Annotated in this window: 13 protein-coding genes; 8 read left to right on the forward strand and 5 right to left on the reverse strand. The window is 63.1% G+C overall.

Annotated features, from left to right (window positions below):
* Positions 1-135 precede the first annotated feature (135 nt).
* From C2L64_RS06180 to C2L64_RS06195, 4 genes are all read left to right on the forward strand, one after another.
* On the forward strand, positions 136-1,287 hold the full coding sequence (locus C2L64_RS06180) for an ATP phosphoribosyltransferase regulatory subunit (protein ID WP_090835859.1): 1,152 nt from the start codon (positions 136-138) through the stop codon (positions 1,285-1,287).
* A 220-nt stretch (positions 1,288-1,507) separates the two neighbouring features.
* The gene (locus C2L64_RS06185) at positions 1,508-2,854 is read left to right on the forward strand and encodes an adenylosuccinate synthase (RefSeq protein ID WP_007580438.1); all 1,347 of its coding nucleotides are present in this window, start codon (positions 1,508-1,510) and stop codon (positions 2,852-2,854) included.
* Between the two features lie 2 nt (positions 2,855-2,856).
* The gene (locus C2L64_RS06190; RefSeq protein WP_007580441.1) at positions 2,857-3,441 is read left to right on the forward strand and encodes a phosphoribosyltransferase; all 585 of its coding nucleotides are present in this window, start codon (positions 2,857-2,859) and stop codon (positions 3,439-3,441) included.
* 302 nt (positions 3,442-3,743) lie between these two features.
* A complete protein-coding gene (locus C2L64_RS06195; protein ID WP_007580443.1) occupies positions 3,744-5,630 on the forward strand; it encodes a potassium transporter Kup in 1,887 nt (628 codons plus the stop codon).
* A gap of 842 nt (positions 5,631-6,472) precedes the next feature.
* On the opposite strand, the gene C2L64_RS06200 is transcribed toward C2L64_RS06195, so the two are convergent.
* On the reverse strand, positions 6,473-8,809 hold the full coding sequence (locus C2L64_RS06200) for a Tex family protein (RefSeq protein ID WP_090835858.1): 2,337 nt from the start codon (positions 8,807-8,809) through the stop codon (positions 6,473-6,475).
* 162 nt (positions 8,810-8,971) lie between these two features.
* Here C2L64_RS06200 and C2L64_RS06205 point away from each other — a divergent pair, with 162 nt between their 5' ends.
* From C2L64_RS06205 to C2L64_RS06215, 3 genes are all read left to right on the forward strand, one after another.
* Positions 8,972-9,964: a colicin transporter gene (locus C2L64_RS06205; RefSeq protein ID WP_244144568.1), complete on the forward strand. Its 993-nt coding sequence runs from the start codon at positions 8,972-8,974 to the stop codon at positions 9,962-9,964.
* Between the two features lie 102 nt (positions 9,965-10,066).
* Entirely contained in the window at positions 10,067-10,285 is a 219-nt protein-coding gene (locus C2L64_RS06210; protein WP_007580448.1) for a DUF465 domain-containing protein, read from the forward strand.
* A gap of 69 nt (positions 10,286-10,354) precedes the next feature.
* Complete coding sequence (locus C2L64_RS06215; RefSeq protein WP_090835857.1) at positions 10,355-12,625, forward strand: ATP-dependent DNA helicase; 2,271 nt, start codon at positions 10,355-10,357, stop codon at positions 12,623-12,625.
* Between the two features lie 260 nt (positions 12,626-12,885).
* Here the strand turns inward: C2L64_RS06215 and C2L64_RS54735 are convergent, their stop codons facing one another.
* Both C2L64_RS54735 and C2L64_RS06230 read right to left on the reverse strand, forming a co-directional pair.
* The gene (locus tag C2L64_RS54735) at positions 12,886-13,161 is read right to left on the reverse strand and encodes a hypothetical protein (protein ID WP_079482153.1); all 276 of its coding nucleotides are present in this window, start codon (positions 13,159-13,161) and stop codon (positions 12,886-12,888) included.
* A gap of 231 nt (positions 13,162-13,392) precedes the next feature.
* Positions 13,393-14,640 (reverse strand): cupin domain-containing protein, encoded by a 1,248-nt coding sequence (locus tag C2L64_RS06230; RefSeq protein ID WP_090835856.1) that lies wholly within the window; start codon positions 14,638-14,640, stop codon positions 13,393-13,395.
* A 32-nt stretch (positions 14,641-14,672) separates the two neighbouring features.
* Between C2L64_RS06230 and C2L64_RS06235 the strand changes: the two genes are divergently transcribed.
* The gene (locus tag C2L64_RS06235) at positions 14,673-15,224 is read left to right on the forward strand and encodes an FKBP-type peptidyl-prolyl cis-trans isomerase (protein ID WP_007580456.1); all 552 of its coding nucleotides are present in this window, start codon (positions 14,673-14,675) and stop codon (positions 15,222-15,224) included.
* 122 nt (positions 15,225-15,346) lie between these two features.
* Here the strand turns inward: C2L64_RS06235 and C2L64_RS06240 are convergent, their stop codons facing one another.
* Together C2L64_RS06240 and mutS are read right to left on the reverse strand one after the other, a co-directional pair.
* Complete coding sequence (locus C2L64_RS06240) at positions 15,347-16,576, reverse strand: hypothetical protein (protein ID WP_090835855.1); 1,230 nt, start codon at positions 16,574-16,576, stop codon at positions 15,347-15,349.
* Positions 16,563-19,241 carry a DNA mismatch repair protein MutS gene (mutS, locus tag C2L64_RS06245; RefSeq protein ID WP_090835854.1) on the reverse strand — a complete coding sequence of 893 codons (2,679 nt, stop codon included), beginning with the start codon at positions 19,239-19,241 and terminating at the stop codon, positions 16,563-16,565. The genes C2L64_RS06240 and mutS overlap by 14 nt, the downstream gene beginning before the upstream one ends.
* Positions 19,242-19,251: the final 10 nt, after the last annotated feature.

A 19,251-nucleotide genomic window follows, 5' to 3' on the forward strand; every position in this document is an offset into this window, starting at 1 on the left:
GCACGTCGCCGGCTCCCCGGGGCGAAGCCCGGAACGAGTCTCGAGGTGGGCACCAACGTTCCGCGCGCCGCGCATCACCCCAATTTCCGACGGCGTTTGCCATGACGCCGGATTCACCGTCGTAGGACTGTATCGATGTCGACCTGGTTACTTCCCGAGAATATTGCCGACGTGCTGCCGTCCGAGGCACGCAAGATCGAAGAACTGCGCCGCCGGCTGCTCGACCGCTTTCGCGCGTACGGCTACGAGATGGTCATGCCGCCGCTGCTCGAATACTTGGAGTCGCTGCTGACAGGCGGCGGCAGCGACCTGAACCTGCGCACCTTCAAGCTCGTCGATCAGCTGTCGGGCCGCACGCTCGGCCTGCGCGCCGACATCACGCCGCAGGTCGCGCGCATCGACGCGCACCTGCTGAACCGCCAGGGCGTGACGCGCCTGTGCTACGCGGGCAATGTGCTGCACACGCGCCCGCGCGGTTTGCACGCGACGCGTGAGCAGATCCAGATCGGCGCCGAAATTTACGGTCATGCGGGTCTCGAAGCGGATCTGGAGATTCAGCAACTGATGCTCGACGCGCTGCATCTCGCGGGACTCGGCCGCGTGCGTCTGGATCTGTGCCACGCCGCCGTGCTTGGCGCGCTGATCGATGGCGAGCCGGCTGCCGCGTCGCTCGGCGAGGCGCTTTACGAAGCGCTCGCAGGCAAGGACGTGCCGCTGCTCAACGAACTGACGGCGAACCTCACGCCCGTCACGCGCGACGCGCTGCGCGCACTGCCCACGCTGTACGGCGACGCGTCCGTGCTCGAAGAAGCGCGCGCGCGTCTGCCGAATGCGCCCGAAATCGCGCGGGCGCTCGACGACCTCGCGTTCCTCGCGCAACAGGTCGACGGCGCGGAAGTGATGATCGATCTGGCCGATCTGCGCGGCTACGCCTATCACAGCGGCGTGATGTTCTCGGCCTACGTCGATGGCGTGCCGAATGCCGTCGCGCGAGGCGGCCGCTATGACAAGGTCGGCCAGGCGTACGGCCGCGCCCGCGCGGCAACGGGCTTTTCGCTGGATCTGCGCGAAGTGGCGCGCATCTCGCCCATCGAGGCGCGCAGCAGCGCGATCCTCGCGCCATGGCAACACGGCGAAGCCTTGCGCACGAGCGTCGCCGCGCTGCGCGATGCGGGCGAAGTCGTGATCCAGGCGCTGCCGGGGCACGACCACGCACTCGACGAATTCGCGTGCGACCGCGTGCTGGTCGAGCGCAACGGCCAGTGGGTCGTCGAATCGAAGTCGTGATGCCGTGAAGGCCTGCCGCGTCATGTGAAACGTGACGCCGCAACCATCGAACGCGTGGCCGCTCCGTGCCACGCGCGGCCGGGCCGCAGCGCCTCGCCGCTCCCATGCCTTTGAGCGCAAAAGGAAATTTCGGGAAAAATCCCGGTATCAGTCCGTGAAAAAATCGGGAACCTTTCGCGAACATAGGTAAAATACGTTTTTAACCAGCTTAAGAAACAACATGTCTGCCAGCGCAGTGAATGTGAACCCTGGGCGCAATGTCGTCGTCGTGGGTACCCAGTGGGGTGATGAAGGCAAGGGCAAGATCGTTGACTGGCTGACGGACCACGCGCAAGGCGTCGTTCGTTTCCAGGGCGGTCACAACGCCGGCCATACGCTCATCATCGGCGGCAAGAAAACCATCTTGCGTCTGATTCCGTCGGGCATCATGCGCCCGGGCGTCGCCTGCTACATCGGCAATGGCGTCGTGTTGTCGCCTGAAGCGCTGTTCAAGGAAATCGAAGAGCTAGAATCGGCCGGCGTCGACGTGCAGAAGCGTCTCTTCATCTCCGAAGCCACCACGCTGATCCTCCCGTACCACGTCGCCATCGACCAGGCCCGCGAAGCACGCAGCGGCGCCGGCAAGATCGGCACGACGGGGCGCGGCATCGGCCCGGCCTACGAAGACAAGGTGGCGCGCCGTGGCATGCGCGTGCAGGACCTGTTCGAGCCGAAGACCTTCGCTGAACGCCTGCGCGCAAATCTCGATTTCCACAATTTCGTGCTCACGCAATACCTCGGCGCACCGGCTGTCGATTATCAGCAGACGCTCGACATGATGCTGAGCTACGCCGACCGTCTGAAGCCGATGGTCACGGATGTTTCGCGCCGTCTGTACGACGAGAACGCCGCGGGCAACAACCTGCTGTTTGAAGGCGCGCAAGGCACGCTGCTCGATATCGACCACGGCACGTATCCGTTCGTTACGTCGAGCAATTGCGTCGCGGGTGCGGCGAGCGCGGGCGCGGGTGTCGGCCCGCAGAAGCTGGACTACATTCTTGGCATCACGAAGGCGTACTGCACGCGCGTCGGCTCGGGTCCGTTCCCGAGCGAACTGTACGACGCCGACAACGCCAACCGCCAGGAAGAAGTCGGCTTGACGCTTGCGAAGGTCGGCAAGGAATTCGGCTCGGTCACGGGCCGCCCGCGCCGCACCGGCTGGCTCGACGCCGCCGCGCTGCGCCGCTCGATCCAGATCAACGGCGTGTCGGGCCTGTGCATCACGAAGCTCGACGTGCTCGACGGTCTCGACGAAGTGAAGCTGTGCGTCGGCTACACGATCGACGGCAAGAGCGCCGACATCCTGCCGCGCGGCGCGTCCGAAGTCTCGCGCTGCGAGCCGGTTTACGAAACGTTCGGCGGCTGGCAGGAAAGCACGGTCGGTATCAAGGAATGGAGCAAGTTGCCCGCGAACGCTCAAGCGTATCTGTCGCGCGTGCAGGAAGTGGCGGGCGTGCCGATCGACATGGTGTCGACGGGTCCGGACCGCGACGAAACCATTCTTCTGCGTCACCCGTTCAAGGTTTAAGCATGATCCAGGGTGTACCCATGATTGAAATGAAGGACCCGCGCAACGACGAGCGCAACTTGTGGGTCGGCTGGGACGAATATCACCGGCTGATCGAGCTGCTTGCGCTCGCCGTCCACGAATCGGGCTGGAAGTTCGACAAGATCCTGTGCCTCGCGCGCGGCGGTCTGCGGGTCGGCGATCAGCTCTCGCGCATCTACGATCTGCCGCTCGCGATCCTCGCGACGAGTTCGTACCGCGAAGCGGCAGGCACGGAGCAGGGCGAGCTCGATATCGCGCAGTACATCACGATGACGCGCGGCGAACTGTCGGGCAACGTGCTGCTGGTCGATGACCTTGTCGATTCGGGCGTGACGCTCGCGCGCGTGCAGCAGCATCTGAAGGAGCGTTATCCCGCCATCACGTCGGTGCGTTCGGCGGTGCTGTGGTGGAAGGCGTGCTCGAAGGTGAAGCCGGACTATCACGTTCACTATCTCGCGACGAACCCGTGGATCCATCAGCCGTTCGAGGAGTGGGACACAGTGCGTCCGCACAACCTGAGCGCATGGATCAAGCGTGGCCAGGAGCGTTCGACGGACGCCAGCTAGCATCCGCCCGCCGTCGTGCAAGTTGATGGCGGCATGCTGCAAACTGAAACGGAGCCTCTCGAGGCTCCGTTTTTATGTTCGCCTCACATTCGTTGATGAGCGTGGTCAAACGGGAACAATTTGACAATGCAGCCCTTGACACGCGCAAACGCACGCCGGCCATGGGGTGTGATGCTACACTCGACCGACGCTGCCCGACTGCGTGGCGTCAGCACAACGGGCTGAATGGTGGGCTTTGTCGCCTATATTCTTTAGAATAGCGTTCGTTTTTTGCCGCTCAGGAACGGATTCTTTTCGCGTTTATGACAGACAACTCTCACGTCCCCAAGCAGCCGTTGCCCTCGCTTGCAGTCGCTGCGATCGGCGTGGTTTTCGGGGATATCGGCACAAGCCCCCTGTATTCGCTGAAAGAAGCCTTCAGCCCCTCCCACGGCATTCCCCTCACAGAGAGTTCTATCCTCGGCGTCATATCGCTGCTGTTCTGGGCGATCATCGTGGTCGTCAGCATCAAGTACGTGATGTTCGTGATGCGCGCCGACAACAACGGCGAGGGCGGCGTGCTTGCGTTGATGGCGCTGTCGCTGCGCTCGTTCGACACGAAGAGCAGGGCGGCGGGCCTTCTGATGATGCTCGGCATTTTCGGCGCCTGCATGTTCTACGGCGATGCCGTGATCACGCCTGCCATTTCGGTAATGTCGGCTGTCGAGGGTCTGGAGATCGCTGCGCCAAAGCTCTCGCATCTGGTGCTGCCGCTGACGATGGTGATCCTCGTGCTGCTGTTCTGGATCCAGCGCCACGGGACGGCGATGGTCGGCCGGCTGTTCGGCCCGATCATGGTGTTGTGGTTCGTGACGATCGCGGTGCTCGGCCTGTCGCATATCGTGCAGGCACCGGAAGTGATCAAGGCGCTCAATCCGTACTACGCGTTCTCGTTCATGTCGGCGCACCTGCTGCAGGCGTACGTGGTGCTCGGCTCGGTCGTGCTGGTGCTGACGGGCGCGGAAGCGCTGTACGCGGACATGGGCCACTTCGGCGCGGCGCCGATACGCTGCGCGTGGTATTCGCTCGTGATGCCGTCGCTGGTGCTGAACTACTTCGGCCAGGGTGCGTTGCTGATGCACGACCCGAAGGCGATCGAAAACCCGTTCTTTCTGCTTGCGCCTGACTGGGCGCTGCTGCCGTTGGTTGTGCTGTCGACGGTTGCGACGGTGATTGCGTCGCAAGCGGTGATTTCGGGCGCGTATTCGCTGACGAGCCAGGCGATCCAGCTCGGCTACGTGCCGCGCATGAAGATCCTGCACACGTCGGAGCTGGCGATCGGGCAGATCTATGTGCCTGTCGTCAACTGGATGCTGCTGTTCATCATTCTGTGCATCGTCCTCGCGTTCAAGAGTTCGGACAATCTGGCCGCGGCCTACGGTATTGCCGTGACGGCGACGATGGTGATCACGACGATCCTCGCGAGCGTGGTGATGGTGAAGGTGTGGAACTGGAACAAGGGCGTTGTCGCGTTGATTATCGGCGCGCTGCTGATTGTCGACCTTGGGTTCTTCGGCGCGAATCTGCTGAAAGTGGCGGAGGGCGGGTGGTTGCCGCTCGGCATCGGCGCGTTGCTGTTCTTCCTGCTGATGACGTGGTTCAAGGGGCGCATGATTGTGAAGGAGCGCACGGCCGCCGACGGTATTCCGTTGATGCCCTTCGTGCAAGGACTGCTTGCGCATCCGCCGCATCGCGTGTCGGGCACGGCCATTTATCTGACAGGGAGCGCGACGCTCGTTCCCGTGAGCCTTTTGCATAATCTCAAGCACAACAAGGTGCTGCACGAACGGACCATCTTTCTGACTTTCATCACGCGGGATATTCCTTATGTTGAGGATAAGGACCGGTTGACGGTCAAGGATGTTAGCGGTGGGCTTTTTCTCGTCAAGGCCGCTTATGGGTTCAATGAGACGCCTGATGTGAAGGCTGTGCTCGAGCAGATCAGCGTGTCACACGATATGTCGTTTGAGTTGATGGACACGTCGTTCTTTCTCGCGAGGGAGACTGTCGTGCCGACGCAGTTGCCCGGCATGTCCGTGTGGCGTGAGCGTGTGTTTGCATGGATGCATCAGAATGCTGCGAAGCCAACTGACTTTTTTAGCATTCCCGCGAATCGCGTTGTTGAGCTTGGGACGAAAATAGAGATCTGAGTTTTTTTGTCTTGCGACGCTGGGTGGTTTGCTTTGGTTTTCGCTGGCATCCGCGTTGTGGTGTTTGCCGTTCACGCGTCGCCCCTGTGCGGGGCGGCACCTACTTTTCTTTGCCACCGCCGCAAAGAAAAGTAGGCAAAAGAAAGCGGCTAACACCGCCAACATTTCTTCTTGCCTGAGGGCCCCCGAAGGTTCTTACGCTTCACACGGCAACCACGTGACCCACGTTCGTTGCCAGCGCTCTTGCGGTGCGCCTCACCCGCTTCACGCTCCCGCACTACAGCACGCCGTGCCAGATAGTCCACCGCCGCCCAGGTGGCAAACTGTGTGTAGGCCATAGTGCCTCACACTCCTCACTCCGGACCGATAGCGCACGCGTTCCACCCTGTAAGAGCGCAAGGTTATACGACGCGACAACCTACACACAGTTTGCCACCTGGGCGGCATATACCATTCGCTGCCGCTTGCATTTGCGAGGGAGTTTGAGGCGGGTGAGGCGTCAATTCAGAGCGTTGGCAACACACGCGAACAGAGACGTTGCCGTGTGAAGCGTGGGACCTGTTGAGGGCCCTCAGGCAGGAAGAAGAGTTGGCGGTGTGAGCCGCTTTCTTTAGGTGCCGCCCCGCACAGGGGCGACGCTTGAAGCACGAAGGCAAAGCGCGGATGCCAGCGCACAGGCAAAATCACCGGGGCAACGCATGAACAGCGAAGGCAAATCGCGGATGCCATTGAAAGACTAAAGCCTGCACCGCGGCGGCAAACCGCACCCCCATCGCAGAGCAACAAACCACCCAACGCGCAACGCAAAAACGGGGCACACGGGGCAAAAGCCCCGCCCACACTTACCGTTTCAACTTGGCAAAAGCCGCCGCCATAGCATTAACCGGTTCCGGCCCACGCGCGCGTTGCTGCGAACGCCCCGCACCTGCCCCCGAGGCCGACCCGGACCCCGAACGCCCAGCCGAGCGCTCCTGCGGCGCACCCGCTGCAACATCATCATCCATCCGCATGGTCAACGAAATCCGCTGACGCTTGACGTCGACCTCAAGCACCTTCACCTTGACGATCTGCCCGGCCCTGACGACCTCATGCGGGTCCTTGATGAACTTCGTCGACATCGCCGACACATGCACGAGCCCATCCTGATGCACGCCGATATCGATAAACGCGCCAAACGCAGCCACGTTCGTCACGACACCTTCGAGCACCATGCCCGGCGACAGGTCAGAAATCTTCTCAACGCCTTCGCGGAAAGTCGCAGTCTTGAACTCAGGACGCGGATCACGCCCAGGCTTCTCAAGTTCAGAGAGAATATCCCGCACAGTCGGCAGACCGAAACGATCGTCGACGAACTCGGCAGGTGACAGCCGCGACAGCGCATCGCGATTACCGAGCACGTCGCCAATGTTCCTGCTGATCTTCGCAAGCATCCGTTCAACGACGGGATACGCTTCCGGGTGCACCGACGAGCGGTCGAGCGGATTCTCGCCGCCATTGATGCGCAAGAAGCCCGCAGCCTGCTCGAACGTCTTGTCGCCAAGACGCGGCACCTTGCGCAGATGGTCGCGCGTCGGGAACGGACCGTTCGCATCGCGATAATCAACGATATTGCGCGCAAGCGTCGCGTTCAGGCCGGACACGCGCGCCAGCAACGCAACGGAAGCCGTATTCGCATCCACGCCGACGGCATTCACGCAGTCTTCGACAACGGCATCGAGCGAACGCGCGAGATCGCGCTGGTTCACGTCATGCTGATACTGCCCGACCCCAATCGCCTTCGGCTCGATCTTCACGAGTTCGGCGAGCGGGTCCTGCAGGCGGCGCGCGATCGACACCGCGCCGCGCAGCGACACGTCCATATCCGGGAATTCCTTGGCCGCGAGTTCCGATGCCGAGTACACAGAAGCGCCCGCTTCCGACACGACGATCTTCTGCAACTTCAGTTCCGGATGACGCGACATCAGTTCACTAGCGAGCTTGTCCGTTTCGCGCGACGCCGTGCCGTTACCGATACTGACCAGTTCCGCCTGCGTTTGCGCGGCGATGCGTGCGAGCTTCGCGATCGAGCCGTCCCAGTCGCGGCGCGGTTCGTGAGGATAGATCTGATCCGTGGCGAGCACCTTGCCCGTACGGTCGACGACAGCCACCTTCACGCCCGTGCGCAGACCCGGATCGAGGCCGATCACAGCCTTCGGGCCCGCCGGCGCGGCCAGCAGCAGATCCTTCAGATTGCGCGCAAACACACGGATCGCTTCGTTTTCGGCTTCTTCGCGCAGATTCGTCAGCAGTTCGTTTTCGATGTGCGGCTGCACCTTCACGCGCCAGCACCAGCGGCATACATCGGAGAGCCACTTGTCCGCCGGCCGGCCCTGATTCGCGATGCCGAAGTGGCGCGCGATCATCGCTTCGCCCGGATGCGGCACCTGCGCGTCGAGTTCTTCGCCGAGTCCCAGCTTGATCATCAGCACGCCTGCATTGCGGCCGCGGAAGAGGGCGAGCGCGCGGTGCGACGGCACGGTGCGGATCGTTTCCGAATAGTCGTAGTAGTCGCGGAATTTCTCGCCTTCTTCGCCTTCCTTGCCTTCGACCACTGCCGACGCCAACACGCCCTGATTGAACAGATAGTCGCGCAGCTTGCCGAGCACTTCGGCCGTTTCGCCGAACTGCTCGGAGAGAATGTCGCGCGCGCCGTCGAGCGCGACCTTGACGTCCGCGACGCCTTTCTTGGCATCGACGTATTTCGCGGCTTCCGTCTGCGGATCGAGCAGCGGGTTCGCGAGCAGCGCGTCGGCGAGCGGCTGCAGGCCGGCTTCGCGGGCGATCTGCGCGCGCGTTCGGCGCTTCGGCTTGTACGGTAGATAGAGGTCTTCGAGGACCTGCTTGCTGTCGGCGCCTTCGATCGCGGCGCGCAGTTCGTCCGTGAGTTTGCCTTGCTCGTCGATGCTCGCGATGATCGAGGCGCGCCGGTCTTCCAGCTCGCGCAGATAGAGCAGGCGTTCTTCGAGCGTGCGCAGTTGCGTGTCGTCGAGATTGCCGGTGACTTCCTTCCGGTACCGGGCGATAAACGGAACAGTCGCTCCTTCATCGAGTAGTTGCACCGCGGCCGCGACCTGGCGCGGCTGGACGGTCAGTTCGGTGGCGATGCGCTGTACGATCTTGATTGCTACGGTGTCCGTCATAGGGTCTTGATGTTCCTGCCGGATTCGACTGTGGCCGTGCTGCGCGAAACACGCGGCGGCCGGGTTGCGGAAAAGTCGTCAAAGCTCGTGAAAGCTTGCTGAAGCGGGGCATTTTGCCATAAATGACCGAGCGCTCAAGCGCGGGGTGATAGAATTTCAGGCATGTTCCGCTGCCCATCTACGACGTTGCCGACCTCACGCCTCACGTCCGGAAATCTGCCCGGATCTTCACGGCGATCTCCGCTCGCATCGCCCGTCTTCAGCCCAGAGGCCGCGTCCGTTGCACTTTGGTGTGCCGGGTCCGTCCGCCGGTTCGCGCTCGCCGCGTCGCTGGCGTTCGTCGCGTGCGCGGCGCTTACGCCCGCGCTCGCCGATGCGCAGGAGAATGCCGTGGCGGCATCGTCGGCCGCGTCGGCTACGGCTTCGGGCGTGCCAGCCGCGAACGATTTCGACGCGCGTCAAAAGACGCTCGATACCCGCACGACGGAGAACAACTACCGTTACGGCGTCGCCCAGCACAACTGTTATAGCAAGTTTTTCGTCAATCATTGCCTGGACTCGGCCCGTGAAGACATGCGTGTCGTCGCCGCCGACATTCGCAAGGAGCAGCTCGCGCTCGACGACGAAAAGCGCGTCGAGCACGCGCGGCAACGCGACGAGCAGGCGGCCATCAAGCGCGCGCAGTACGAAGCAGACACGCCCGCGCGCACTGCACAGGACGAGCGCAATGCGCAGGCGTACGAAGACAAGCAGCGTCAGCATCAGTTGAGTCAGGCGCAGCGCAACGCAGAAGCGCCGCAGCGCGCCGCGAACGAGCAGGCTTTCCAGCAGAAGCAGCAACAGCACGCCATCGATCAGGCGCAGCGCGGCATTTCGCCTTCGCAAGCGGCCGCGAACCAGAAGGCCTACGATGCGAAGCAGGCCGACTTCCAGCGCAAGCTCGACGAGGCGCATCAGCAGGCCGCCCAGAAGGCTCAGGAGCGCGGCGAGAAGCAGCAGCGCTTCCAGCAGAAGCAGTCGGAAGCAGCGCAGCACAAGGCCGATGTCGAAGAGCGTCAGAAGCAGGCGGCCGAGAAGGCCAAACAGAAACAGGAAGAGCAGGCGAAACAGCAACAGCAGCTCGAGCAGCAACAGAAGCAGCAACAGCAGCAGTGAGCATCAGTCAGCAACAGCCGTAACGCGTTTCAGGCCGGACAGCAACCTCGAGCGGAGCGACCGCGCAGCGCGGCCTTCGCCCTTTCGAAAGAGGAGGCGAGCATGCGCGACCATCATCGCGTCGTCAATTCGGACACACTGCGCGACCGCATTCTGCAACTGGAATCGGAGCATAGTGGGCTTGATCGTTTGATCGACAAAATGTCCGAGGAACCCGGCATCGACGACCTCGAGATCCAGCGCCTGAAAAAGCGCAAGCTCAAGGTCAAGGACACCATCATCTTGCTGCAGTTGCAGCTTGAACCGGAAGCCCGCAACTGACGGAGCGGCCAGGCAGGCGCCGGCCCCGTTCAGCATGTGGCGCGCCGGACTTTGCAGGAATCGCTTGCCTTGAATTCATCGCTTCAATCTTCTTCCCGGACGGCGTCGGCGGGCGCTTCGGACGCCGCTGCGACGGGCGCCGACGAGCACGCGGCGAAGCCCGCATCGGGCGGCGGCGCGCTAGCCGCGTCGCTGAGTCACAAGCGATCATCCGAACTCGCCGACATCTTCGCCGCCGACGGGCTGCTCGCACGCCAGATCGACGGCTACCGGCCGCGCGCGTCGCAGATCGAAATGGCGCGTGCCGTGGCCGCCGCGATGGAAGCATCGGGCCGCGCGATGCCGGAGCCCGCGATGTTCGAGGCGCAGAAGCGTCCGGCGCGGCGCTTGCAGCAGTCGGCATCGGCAGCGCAGTCCGCACCTGAAGACGCAGCGGCCGCTGACGGCAATACCGAAGGCGGCGAGAACACGCTGATCGTCGAAGCAGGCACGGGCACGGGCAAGACCTACGCGTACCTCGTGCCGGCGATGCTGTGGGGCGGCAAGGTGGTCGTCTCGACGGGCACCAAGCACTTGCAGGACCAGCTCTTTCAGCGCGACATTCCGACCGTGCGCGACGCGCTCGCCGTGCCCGTGTCCGTCGCGATGCTCAAGGGCCGCGCGAACTATCTGTGCCACTACTATCTGCAACGCACGGCCGACAACGGCCGTCTGCCGTCGCGGCAGGAAACGTCGTATCTGCAGGACATCATCCGCTTCGCGAAGATCACACGCACGGGTGACAAGGCCGAGCTTGCAAGCGTGCCGGAGACGGCGGCCGTGTGGTCGATGGTGACGTCGACGCGCGATAACTGTCTTGGCCAGGAGTGCCCGCACTACAAGGACTGCTTCGTGATGCAGGCGCGCCGTGAGGCGCAGCAGGCCGATATCGTGGTCGTCAATCACCATCTGTTCTTCGCCGACATCATGCTGCGCGATACGGGCATGGCCGAACTGCTGCCGACGGCGAACACGGTGATCTTCGACGAAGCGCATCAACTGCCCGAAACCGCGACGCTGTTCTTCGGCGAAACGTTGTCCACCACGCAATTCCTCGAGCTCGCGCGCGACTCGGTCGCGGAAGGCCTCGGCCATGCGCGTGATGCCGTCGACTGGGTGAAGCTCGGCGCAGCGCTCGAACGCTCGGCGCGCGACGTGCGGCTCGCATTCAAGGAAGACTCGGTGCGGCTGTCGATTGGCCAGTTGCCCGACGATCATCCGTTGTTCCCCGCGCTCGAAGCCGTCGAGACGGAACTCGATGCGCTCGCAAGCGCGCTCGCTGGGCAGTCGGAGCGCGCCGAGTCGCTGGGTGCGCTGGTGCGCCGCGGACGAGAGTTGCAGGAGGTGCTGTCGGGCTGGACCACGCCGCCCACCGAGACCGAACGCGACGCCGCAACGGACGCCGCAAAAGCAGCAGAGAAAAGCGATCCGAACGAGAAGGTCCGCTGGATCGAAGTGTTCTCGCATACCGTGCAACTGCACGAGACGCCGCTATCCGTCGCGCCCATTTTCGCGAAGCAGCGCGCGGGCGTGCCGCGCGCGTGGGTGTTCACGTCGGCGACGTTGTCGGTGCGTGGCGACTTCGCGCACTATGCGGCGCAGATGGGTCTCAACTCGCGTCGCTCGATGACGCTGCCCAGCCCGTTCGACTACGGCACGCAGGGCCTGCTCTACGTGCCGCGTAATTTGCCGCAGCCCTCGTCGCCGACGTTCACCGATGCCGTATTCGATGCCGCGCTGCCGGCGATCGAAGCATCGGGCGGTGGTGTGTTCATGCTGTGCACGACGCTGCGCGCCGTCGATCGCATCGCGACGAAGCTGCGCGACGTGATCGAGTCGCGCGGCTGGAACATGCCATTACTCGTGCAGGGCGATGCGAGCCGTACTGAACTGCTCGACCGGTTCCGCTCCTATGGCAATGCGATTCTCGTCGGCAGCCAGAGCTTCTGGGAAGGCGTCGATGTGCGTGGCGATGCGCTGTCGCTCGTCGTCATCGACAAGCTGCCGTTTGCGCCGCCTGACGACCCCGTGCTGTCCGCGCGTCTCGATGCGCTGACGAAGAAGGGCTTGAGTCCATTTGCCGTGCATCAACTGCCGCAGGCAGTTATCACGCTCAAGCAGGGCGCAGGGCGTCTGATCCGCTCTGAGACCGATCGCGGCGTGCTGATGATCTGCGACACCCGGCTGGTCGACAAGCCGTATGGGCGCCGGATATGGCAGAGCCTGCCGCCATTCAAGCGCACGCGTGAAATCGACGTCGTGCGCGAGTTCTTCGAAGAGAAGGCGCAGGCTTCCGAATAAGCGCTCGTTACATCGAAAACACCATGCTGCCGATGCAGCGGGCAAATCATTTTGTTTTTAAGGCCGGACTGCGTGTTGTGGCTTAACGACATGAATTGACCAAAATGCATCGAATGCATGCAAGCGAAATAATCGCGATTAATAGCGGCGCATAAAGCAAAACGCCACGAGTTTGAACTCGTGGCGTTTTGTTTTTTGCCCGGAAAGCCCTCGGACTTCCCGTCGCAGTTTTCGCCCTGAGGCGAACCCTGTGCTACAGCTTACTGGCTTGCGCCCGAAGCCGGAGCAGCTGCCGACGCAGCAGCGTCCGAAGCAGCAGCGCCTGCATCCGAAGCAGCCGTCGTAGCCGAAGCAGCAGCGTCGCTCGCAGCAGCAGCAGCGCCCGAAGCGGCAGCAGCCGAATCCGAAGCAGCAGCAGCGGGTGCCGAAGCGGCAGCAGCATCGCTAGCCGGGGCAGCTGCCTGGTCGCTGCTCTTGTTGCATGCAGCCAGTGCCACAGCTGCCAACAGGGATGCTACGAGGAGGGATTTCTTCATGATCACGTCCTTTTATGGTTAAAGGTAAGCAACAGCGCAAAATAATACCGGTAATGTGCTCCAACACCGACCTGGGCCGCTGGTGGAGACCGCACTTCATGAGCGTGAATCTTCCCTACGGCTTGGGCGGAAATTATATGCACTTTCGTATCGACCGTCGACAAATCCGGGGCCAATACGTTGTCTTTCTCAGACAATTTTTCGCTATACGGTATGACAGCGGAGCGAATCTTATCTCAGATCACCCATCTGTATCCAGCCCGCACGATACCACTCGTGAAGTAGTGCTGTCACCGACGATTGCCCCGAGAGTGTTACAAAGCGTTTCGCACTCAGATAGCGGTTGTCGGCGAGTTCAATCACCGCGGTTTTCACGCCCGACAGCCTGCTTTCTTCTCCATTCAGGTAGTAAGCACGACTGTCGTAAAGCAGCACAGTCTTGCGATCCAGACGCACGCCTTCCTTGCTTGCGCGCTTGATGAAACGCGCTTCATCGAGCGGTCGCTCGGGTGGATCGAATACGACGCTCGGCTTCGGTTCGCTCAGATAGGTACCGAGGAATGACGAGACGTCCTTCTCGTTCCAGTCGATCTTAGCAAGGATCGCACCCACCCGGTCGACAAGCGCAGCGGGCAGTGCCGCTGGCTTCGCGACGGCCGGTTGCTGCGGGTCGCGATAGAGCGCGGCGCCGTCCGGCGAGTTGGCCGCTTCGCCGCGCTCCGCAAGGTAATACAGGAACTGCGCGGCGAGTTCGGACGTCGACGGCGCGCGAAAACCGATCGAGCACGTCATGCATTCGCCTTCCGCCACGCCGTCGTGGGCGATGTGCGGCGGCAGATAAAGCATGTCGCCGGGCTCCAATACCCATTCCTCTTCCGGCTCGAAGTTTTGTAGAACTTTCAAGGGCAGGCCGGGCTGCAACGACAGATCGCGTTGCGCGCCGATGCGCCAGCGGCGCTTGCCGTGAACCTGCAACAGGAAGACATCGTAAGAGTCGAAATGAGGACCGACGCCGCCGCCGTCCGTCGCGTACGAGATCATCAGGTCGTCGAGACGCGCGTCGGGCACGAAGCGAAAACGGTCAAGTAATGCGCGCGCTCGGTCGTTATGCAGATCGGCGCCTTGCACGAGCAACGTCCACGCACGCTGTTTGACGGAAGGCAATTCGTCTGCAGCAAACGGACCATGTTCGAGCTGCCATTTGTTGCGAAAGTGCGTGATGAGGCGTGACTCGACTTCATCCTGATCGGCCAGTTCGAACAGTTCGTCGCGCGAGAGCGGCGCGGCGATATCCGGTATGGCCTGACGGATCAGCAAAGGCTTCTTTTGCCAGTAGCGCCGCATGAATTGCGACGGCGTCAGATTGCCCAGCAACGACGCAGGCCGATCGGGCGCAGGCGCGGAAGAAGCGGAGGCGGGAGTCGGAGTGGAACGCGCTGAAGCTTTGCCAGCGGGGTAGTCAGGGGGCCGCACGGGCATCGTATAATGTGAGTCGTAATCTGGAGAATCGAATGAAAATCGCAAAGAACACCGTCGTATCGGTCACTTACAAACTGTCGGATGCGCAAGACAATCTGATTGAGGAAAGCGACGAGCCGATGGTTTATCTGCACGGCGGCTATGATGGCACGTTCCCCAAGATCGAGGAAGAGCTTGACGGCCATGAGCCCGGCTTCGAAACCCAGATCCAGCTGGAACCGGGCGACGCGTTCGGCGAATACGATCCTGACCTCGTGAAGATCGAGCCGCGCAGCCGTTTCCCTGAGCCGCTCGAAGTCGGCATGCAGTTCGAAGGCACGCCGGAAGAGGGCGATGAAGATCTGGACTCGTTGATCTATACCGTCACCGATGTCGCCGAAGACAAGGTCGTGCTCGACGGCAATCACCCGCTCGCAGGCATGGCGCTGCGTTTCAGCCTGACTGTGAAGGACGTGCGCGAAGCGACGGAAGACGAAATCCAGCACGAGCATGCACACGGCGCGAGCGGACTCGAAATCGCCGACGAAGATGATGATGAGGACGATGCCGACGACGCCGAACCGTCACGGCCGACGCTGCACTGAATTTGCAGGGTGGACGCTTGGGTACCGGATAGAGGGCCGACGACGGAGCAGTTCCCGAAGCGGGCGCGTAAGCGCCCGTTGTCGCATCTGGGGCGCGTAGCGCGGTATGTGATGCCGTTGCTCTAATCCGGCGACGGCGTGCGCGACGGTTCAGGCAGGATCGGCGGCAGCTCGGAAGCGGGCGCGGAGTCCGGCACGGCGGGCATCGACGGCGGCATCGGCGGCGTGGCGTTATCGTTGTGCGACGGCATGGTGGGCGCGGCCGGCAGCGGCAGATTCTTCGGCACATCGCGTATAGTCACGCGAAACGGCGGCCGCTTCTGCAGATCGACATCGACCTGTATCCACTGGTTCTGAGGGCTACGCGGCGCGAATGCAATGCGCGTCAGATTCGTCACCAGATCGCCCTTATCGTTGCGCAGCGGCTGGTCGATCATAAAGCCGGTATGCGATCTGTCGTCGTCCTGATGAATCACGACGACTGGTCCGCGAAACGTCTCGGCCAGCTTCACCAGACTGCGCTTGAATTCCATGAAACCATCGCGCTTCGAGCGATGCCCGAAGCGCAGCCACGCGAAGCGCTCGGGGCGCTCGTAACGTTCGGGATCGAAGTCGCCCTGAACCAGCACGACGATCGCGCGTGCGCCGCGGCGCTTCGCATACTCGGCGGCGTGATCGAGCCAGAATGCATTCGCGATCACGCGGTCTTCGAACTCGCCATTGCGGCCGCCCGCATACAGAAAATGATTGTTCGGGCCCGGCACGTTGAGGCCGACGAACACGGTATCGCCGACCAGCCAGCGCACATTCTCGCGATAAGGCCGGAACCGCGACACTTCGCTTTCGCGTGCGAGCGGAATCGGATTCTGTCCCATCGACGACGCATCGGCGAACAGCGTCTGCCGCAGCAGATCGAGCCGCTCGACGGGATCGTAGCTGCCGGCCTCAGCCGTGCCGCAATCGGTCCAGTCGTGCTGGCCGGGAATGAAGACGAGCGCGGGCTTCGACGTTTCGAGCAGCGTATGGCGCGTCTCGAACAGCGAATCGCGGCAGGCTTCCTTGCTGCTTTTCAGATTGCCATCGTAGACGATGAACGAGACGTCCGGATCGCGTCCGATTGCGTCGAGCAGTCGCTGCGTGAGCGCTTCGTCGGCGGAACTTTGCAGCGTGCCGCCGATGACCGCGAACGCGTACTGCGGCGCCGGTTCCTTTGCGAACGACTCAGGGCCCAGCGCCGCCAGCGACAGCGCGCTCACGTACGCGAGCGTCAGCGCGAGCGCTCGCGCTGCGCCGCGCGAGCGGCGGCGAAGGCGGGGCGGCGCGCGGCGATTGCCGGCGTCAGTGTCGCGCATCTGGCGACTTGGCCAGTTCATGCAGTTCGAACAGCAGGTCGAGCGCGTCGCGCGGACGTAGATCGTTCGGGTCGATCTCGCGCAAGCGTTCGACGAGCGCCTGCGTGGCGGGATCGACTGCCGGCGCGGGCGGCTCGTCGTCGGCGTCTTCGAGCATCGCAACGGGCGTCGCGAACAGGTCGAGTTGCGGCGCGGGTTGCGCGGCCGACTGCTGCTCCAGATAAGCGAGATGCTTGCGCGCGGCACGAATCACCGCGTTCGGCACGCCCGCCAGTTGCGCGACCTGCAGGCCGTAGCTCTGGTTCGCGGGGCCATCGTTGACGGCATGCAGGAACACGATGCCGTGCCCATGCTCGACTGCCGACAGATGCACGTTCGCCGCATGCGGAAACTCGGCGGGCAGTTGCGTCAGTTCGAAATAATGCGTCGCGAACAACGTATGGCAGTTGTTGTGCGCCAGCAGATGCCGCGCGATGGCCCAAGCGAGCGCGAGGCCGTCGAATGTCGACGTGCCGCGCCCAATTTCGTCCATCAACACGAGGCTTTGCGGCGTCGCATCGTTCAGGATCGCGGCGGCTTCCGTCATTTCGACCATGAAGGTCGAGCGGCCGCCCGCCAGATCGTCGGCGGCGCCGATCCGCGTGAAAATACGATCGATCGGGCCGAACGACGCGCGCCGCGCGGGCACATAGCTGCCTACATACGCCATCAACGCGATCAGCGCGGTCTGACGCATGAACGTCGATTTACCGCCCATGTTCGGGCCGGTGATCAGCAGCAGCTTGCGTTCGGGATTGAGCACGCAGTCGTTGGCGATGAACTGCTCGACCTGCGCTTCGACCACGGGGTGCCGGCCCTGTTCGATATCGATGCCGCCCGTCGGCGTGAAGCCAGGGGCAACCCAGTCGAGCGCGCGGGCGCGCTCGGCAAACGCGGCGAGCAGATCGAGTTCGGCGAGCGCCAACGCAACGCGCTGGCAATCGGCGATGAACGGCAGCAGCGATTGCAACAGCGCGTCATACAGCGCTTTCTCTCGCGCGAGCGCGCGTTCCTGCGCGGACAGCGCCTTGTCCTCGAACGTTTTCAGCTCAGGCGTGATGTAGCGCTCGGCGTTCTTCAGCGTCTGACGGCGGCGATAATCGTCGGGCACCTTGTCAGTCTGGCCGCGCGTCACTTCGATATAGAAGCCGTGCACCTTGTTGTATTCGACGCGCAGATTGCCGATGCCCGTGCGCGCACGTTCACGCGTTTCGAGATCGATCAGGAACTGTCCACAGTTCTCCGAAATATCTCGTAGTTCATCGAGTTCCGCATCGTACCCGCGTGCGATCACGCCGCCGTCGCGCACCATCGCAGCGGGTTCCTGCGCGACTGCGCGCTTCAGCAGATCGACGCAGTCAGCGGGCGGCACCAGCGCCGTATCGATGCGCGCGAGCGAATCGGCAGCGGCCGTCACGGCGGCGAGTTGCGCGCGCAGTTCGGGCAGCGCAATGAACGTGTCGCGCAAGCTCGACAGATCGCGCGGGCGCGCCGACAGCAACGCGAGCCGCCCAGTGATCCGCTCGATATCCGAGATCTGCCGCAGCGCGCTGCGCAGCCCGTCGAGGCTTGCTTGCGGCGGCGCGTCGAGCAGTGCGCCGATCGCCTGCTGGCGCGCCTGCGCGAACGACGCGTCGCGCGGCGGATGATGCAGCCAGTGACGCAGCAGACGGCTGCCCATTGTCGTGCAGCAGGTATCGAGCAGCGAGCAGAGCGTGGGCGAGTCCGTGCCGCGCAGTGTTTCCGTCAGTTCAAGATTGCGGCGCGTGGACGGATCGAGGCCGATGTACTCCGATTCATACTCGACCTTCAGGCTGCGCACATGGCGCAACTGCTGGCCTTGGGTCGCCGCCGCGTACAGCAGCAGCGCGCCCGCCGCGCCGCATGCGCTCGAAAGCGAATGCGCGCCGAAGCCATCGAGGCCCGCCACTTCCAGTTGATCGCACAGCCGCTGCGTACCCGAGGCGACGTCGAAGTGCCAGACGGGCACGCGCGTCGTCGCGCCGAAGCCGGTGGGCACTGTCCACGCGTTCGAATCGTTCGACGACGGCGCGTCGGCAACGAGGATTTCAGCAGGGCGGATGCGCTCGAGGGCGGCCGCGACCTGATCGGGCGCGACTTCTGCGAGGCGCAGCGCGCCGCTCGCCAGATTCAGCCATGCGAGGCCGATCGTGGTCACGACGCCGCGCCGGTTGTGCCCGGCGCACACGGCGAGCAGATACGTGTCGTTCTTGTCGGACAGCAGCGCGGCGTCCGTCAGCGTGCCGGGCGTGACCACGCGCACGACCTTGCGTTCGACAGGCCCCTTCGATGTCGCGGGATCGCCAATCTGCTCGCAGATCGCAACCGACTCGCCGAGCTTGACCAGCTTCGCCAGATACTGTTCGACGGCGTGATGCGGCACGCCCGCCATCTTGATCGGATTGCCGCCCGACGCGCCGCGCTGCGTAAGCGTCAGATCGAGCAGGCGCGAGGCCTTTTCGGCGTCGTCGAAGAACAGTTCATAGAAATCGCCCATCCGGTAGAACACGAGCGTGCCCGGATGCTCCCCTTTAATGCGCAGATACTGCTGCATCATGGGGGTGTGTTGCGCGTTGTCGCTTGCGGCTGCGGTTTGAGTGCCCATCCTCGTGTCT

This window comes from Paraburkholderia hospita, assembly GCF_002902965.1.
In the GTDB taxonomy this organism is placed as follows: Bacteria; Pseudomonadota; Gammaproteobacteria; order Burkholderiales; family Burkholderiaceae; genus Paraburkholderia; species Paraburkholderia hospita.

Excerpts from the sequence above, each read along its gene's own strand:
- C2L64_RS06235 (WP_007580456.1), top strand. The coding sequence starts at position 14,673 with ATGAAAATCGCAAAGAACACCGTCGTATCGGTCACTTACAAACTGTCG.
- C2L64_RS06240 (WP_090835855.1), bottom strand. The coding sequence starts at position 16,576 with ATGCGCGACACTGACGCCGGCAATCGCCGCGCGCCGCCCCGCCTTCGC.
- mutS (WP_090835854.1), bottom strand. The coding sequence starts at position 19,241 with ATGGGCACTCAAACCGCAGCCGCAAGCGACAACGCGCAACACACCCCC.
- C2L64_RS06200 (WP_090835858.1), bottom strand. The coding sequence starts at position 8,809 with ATGACGGACACCGTAGCAATCAAGATCGTACAGCGCATCGCCACCGAA.
- C2L64_RS06190 (WP_007580441.1), top strand. The coding sequence starts at position 2,857 with ATGATCCAGGGTGTACCCATGATTGAAATGAAGGACCCGCGCAACGAC.
- C2L64_RS06230 (WP_090835856.1), bottom strand. The coding sequence starts at position 14,640 with ATGCCCGTGCGGCCCCCTGACTACCCCGCTGGCAAAGCTTCAGCGCGT.
- C2L64_RS06185 (WP_007580438.1), top strand. The coding sequence starts at position 1,508 with ATGTCTGCCAGCGCAGTGAATGTGAACCCTGGGCGCAATGTCGTCGTC.
- C2L64_RS06210 (WP_007580448.1), top strand. The coding sequence starts at position 10,067 with ATGCGCGACCATCATCGCGTCGTCAATTCGGACACACTGCGCGACCGC.
- C2L64_RS54735 (WP_079482153.1), bottom strand. The coding sequence starts at position 13,161 with ATGAAGAAATCCCTCCTCGTAGCATCCCTGTTGGCAGCTGTGGCACTG.
- C2L64_RS06180 (WP_090835859.1), top strand. The coding sequence starts at position 136 with ATGTCGACCTGGTTACTTCCCGAGAATATTGCCGACGTGCTGCCGTCC.
- C2L64_RS06195 (WP_007580443.1), top strand. The coding sequence starts at position 3,744 with ATGACAGACAACTCTCACGTCCCCAAGCAGCCGTTGCCCTCGCTTGCA.
- C2L64_RS06205 (WP_244144568.1), top strand. The coding sequence starts at position 8,972 with ATGTTCCGCTGCCCATCTACGACGTTGCCGACCTCACGCCTCACGTCC.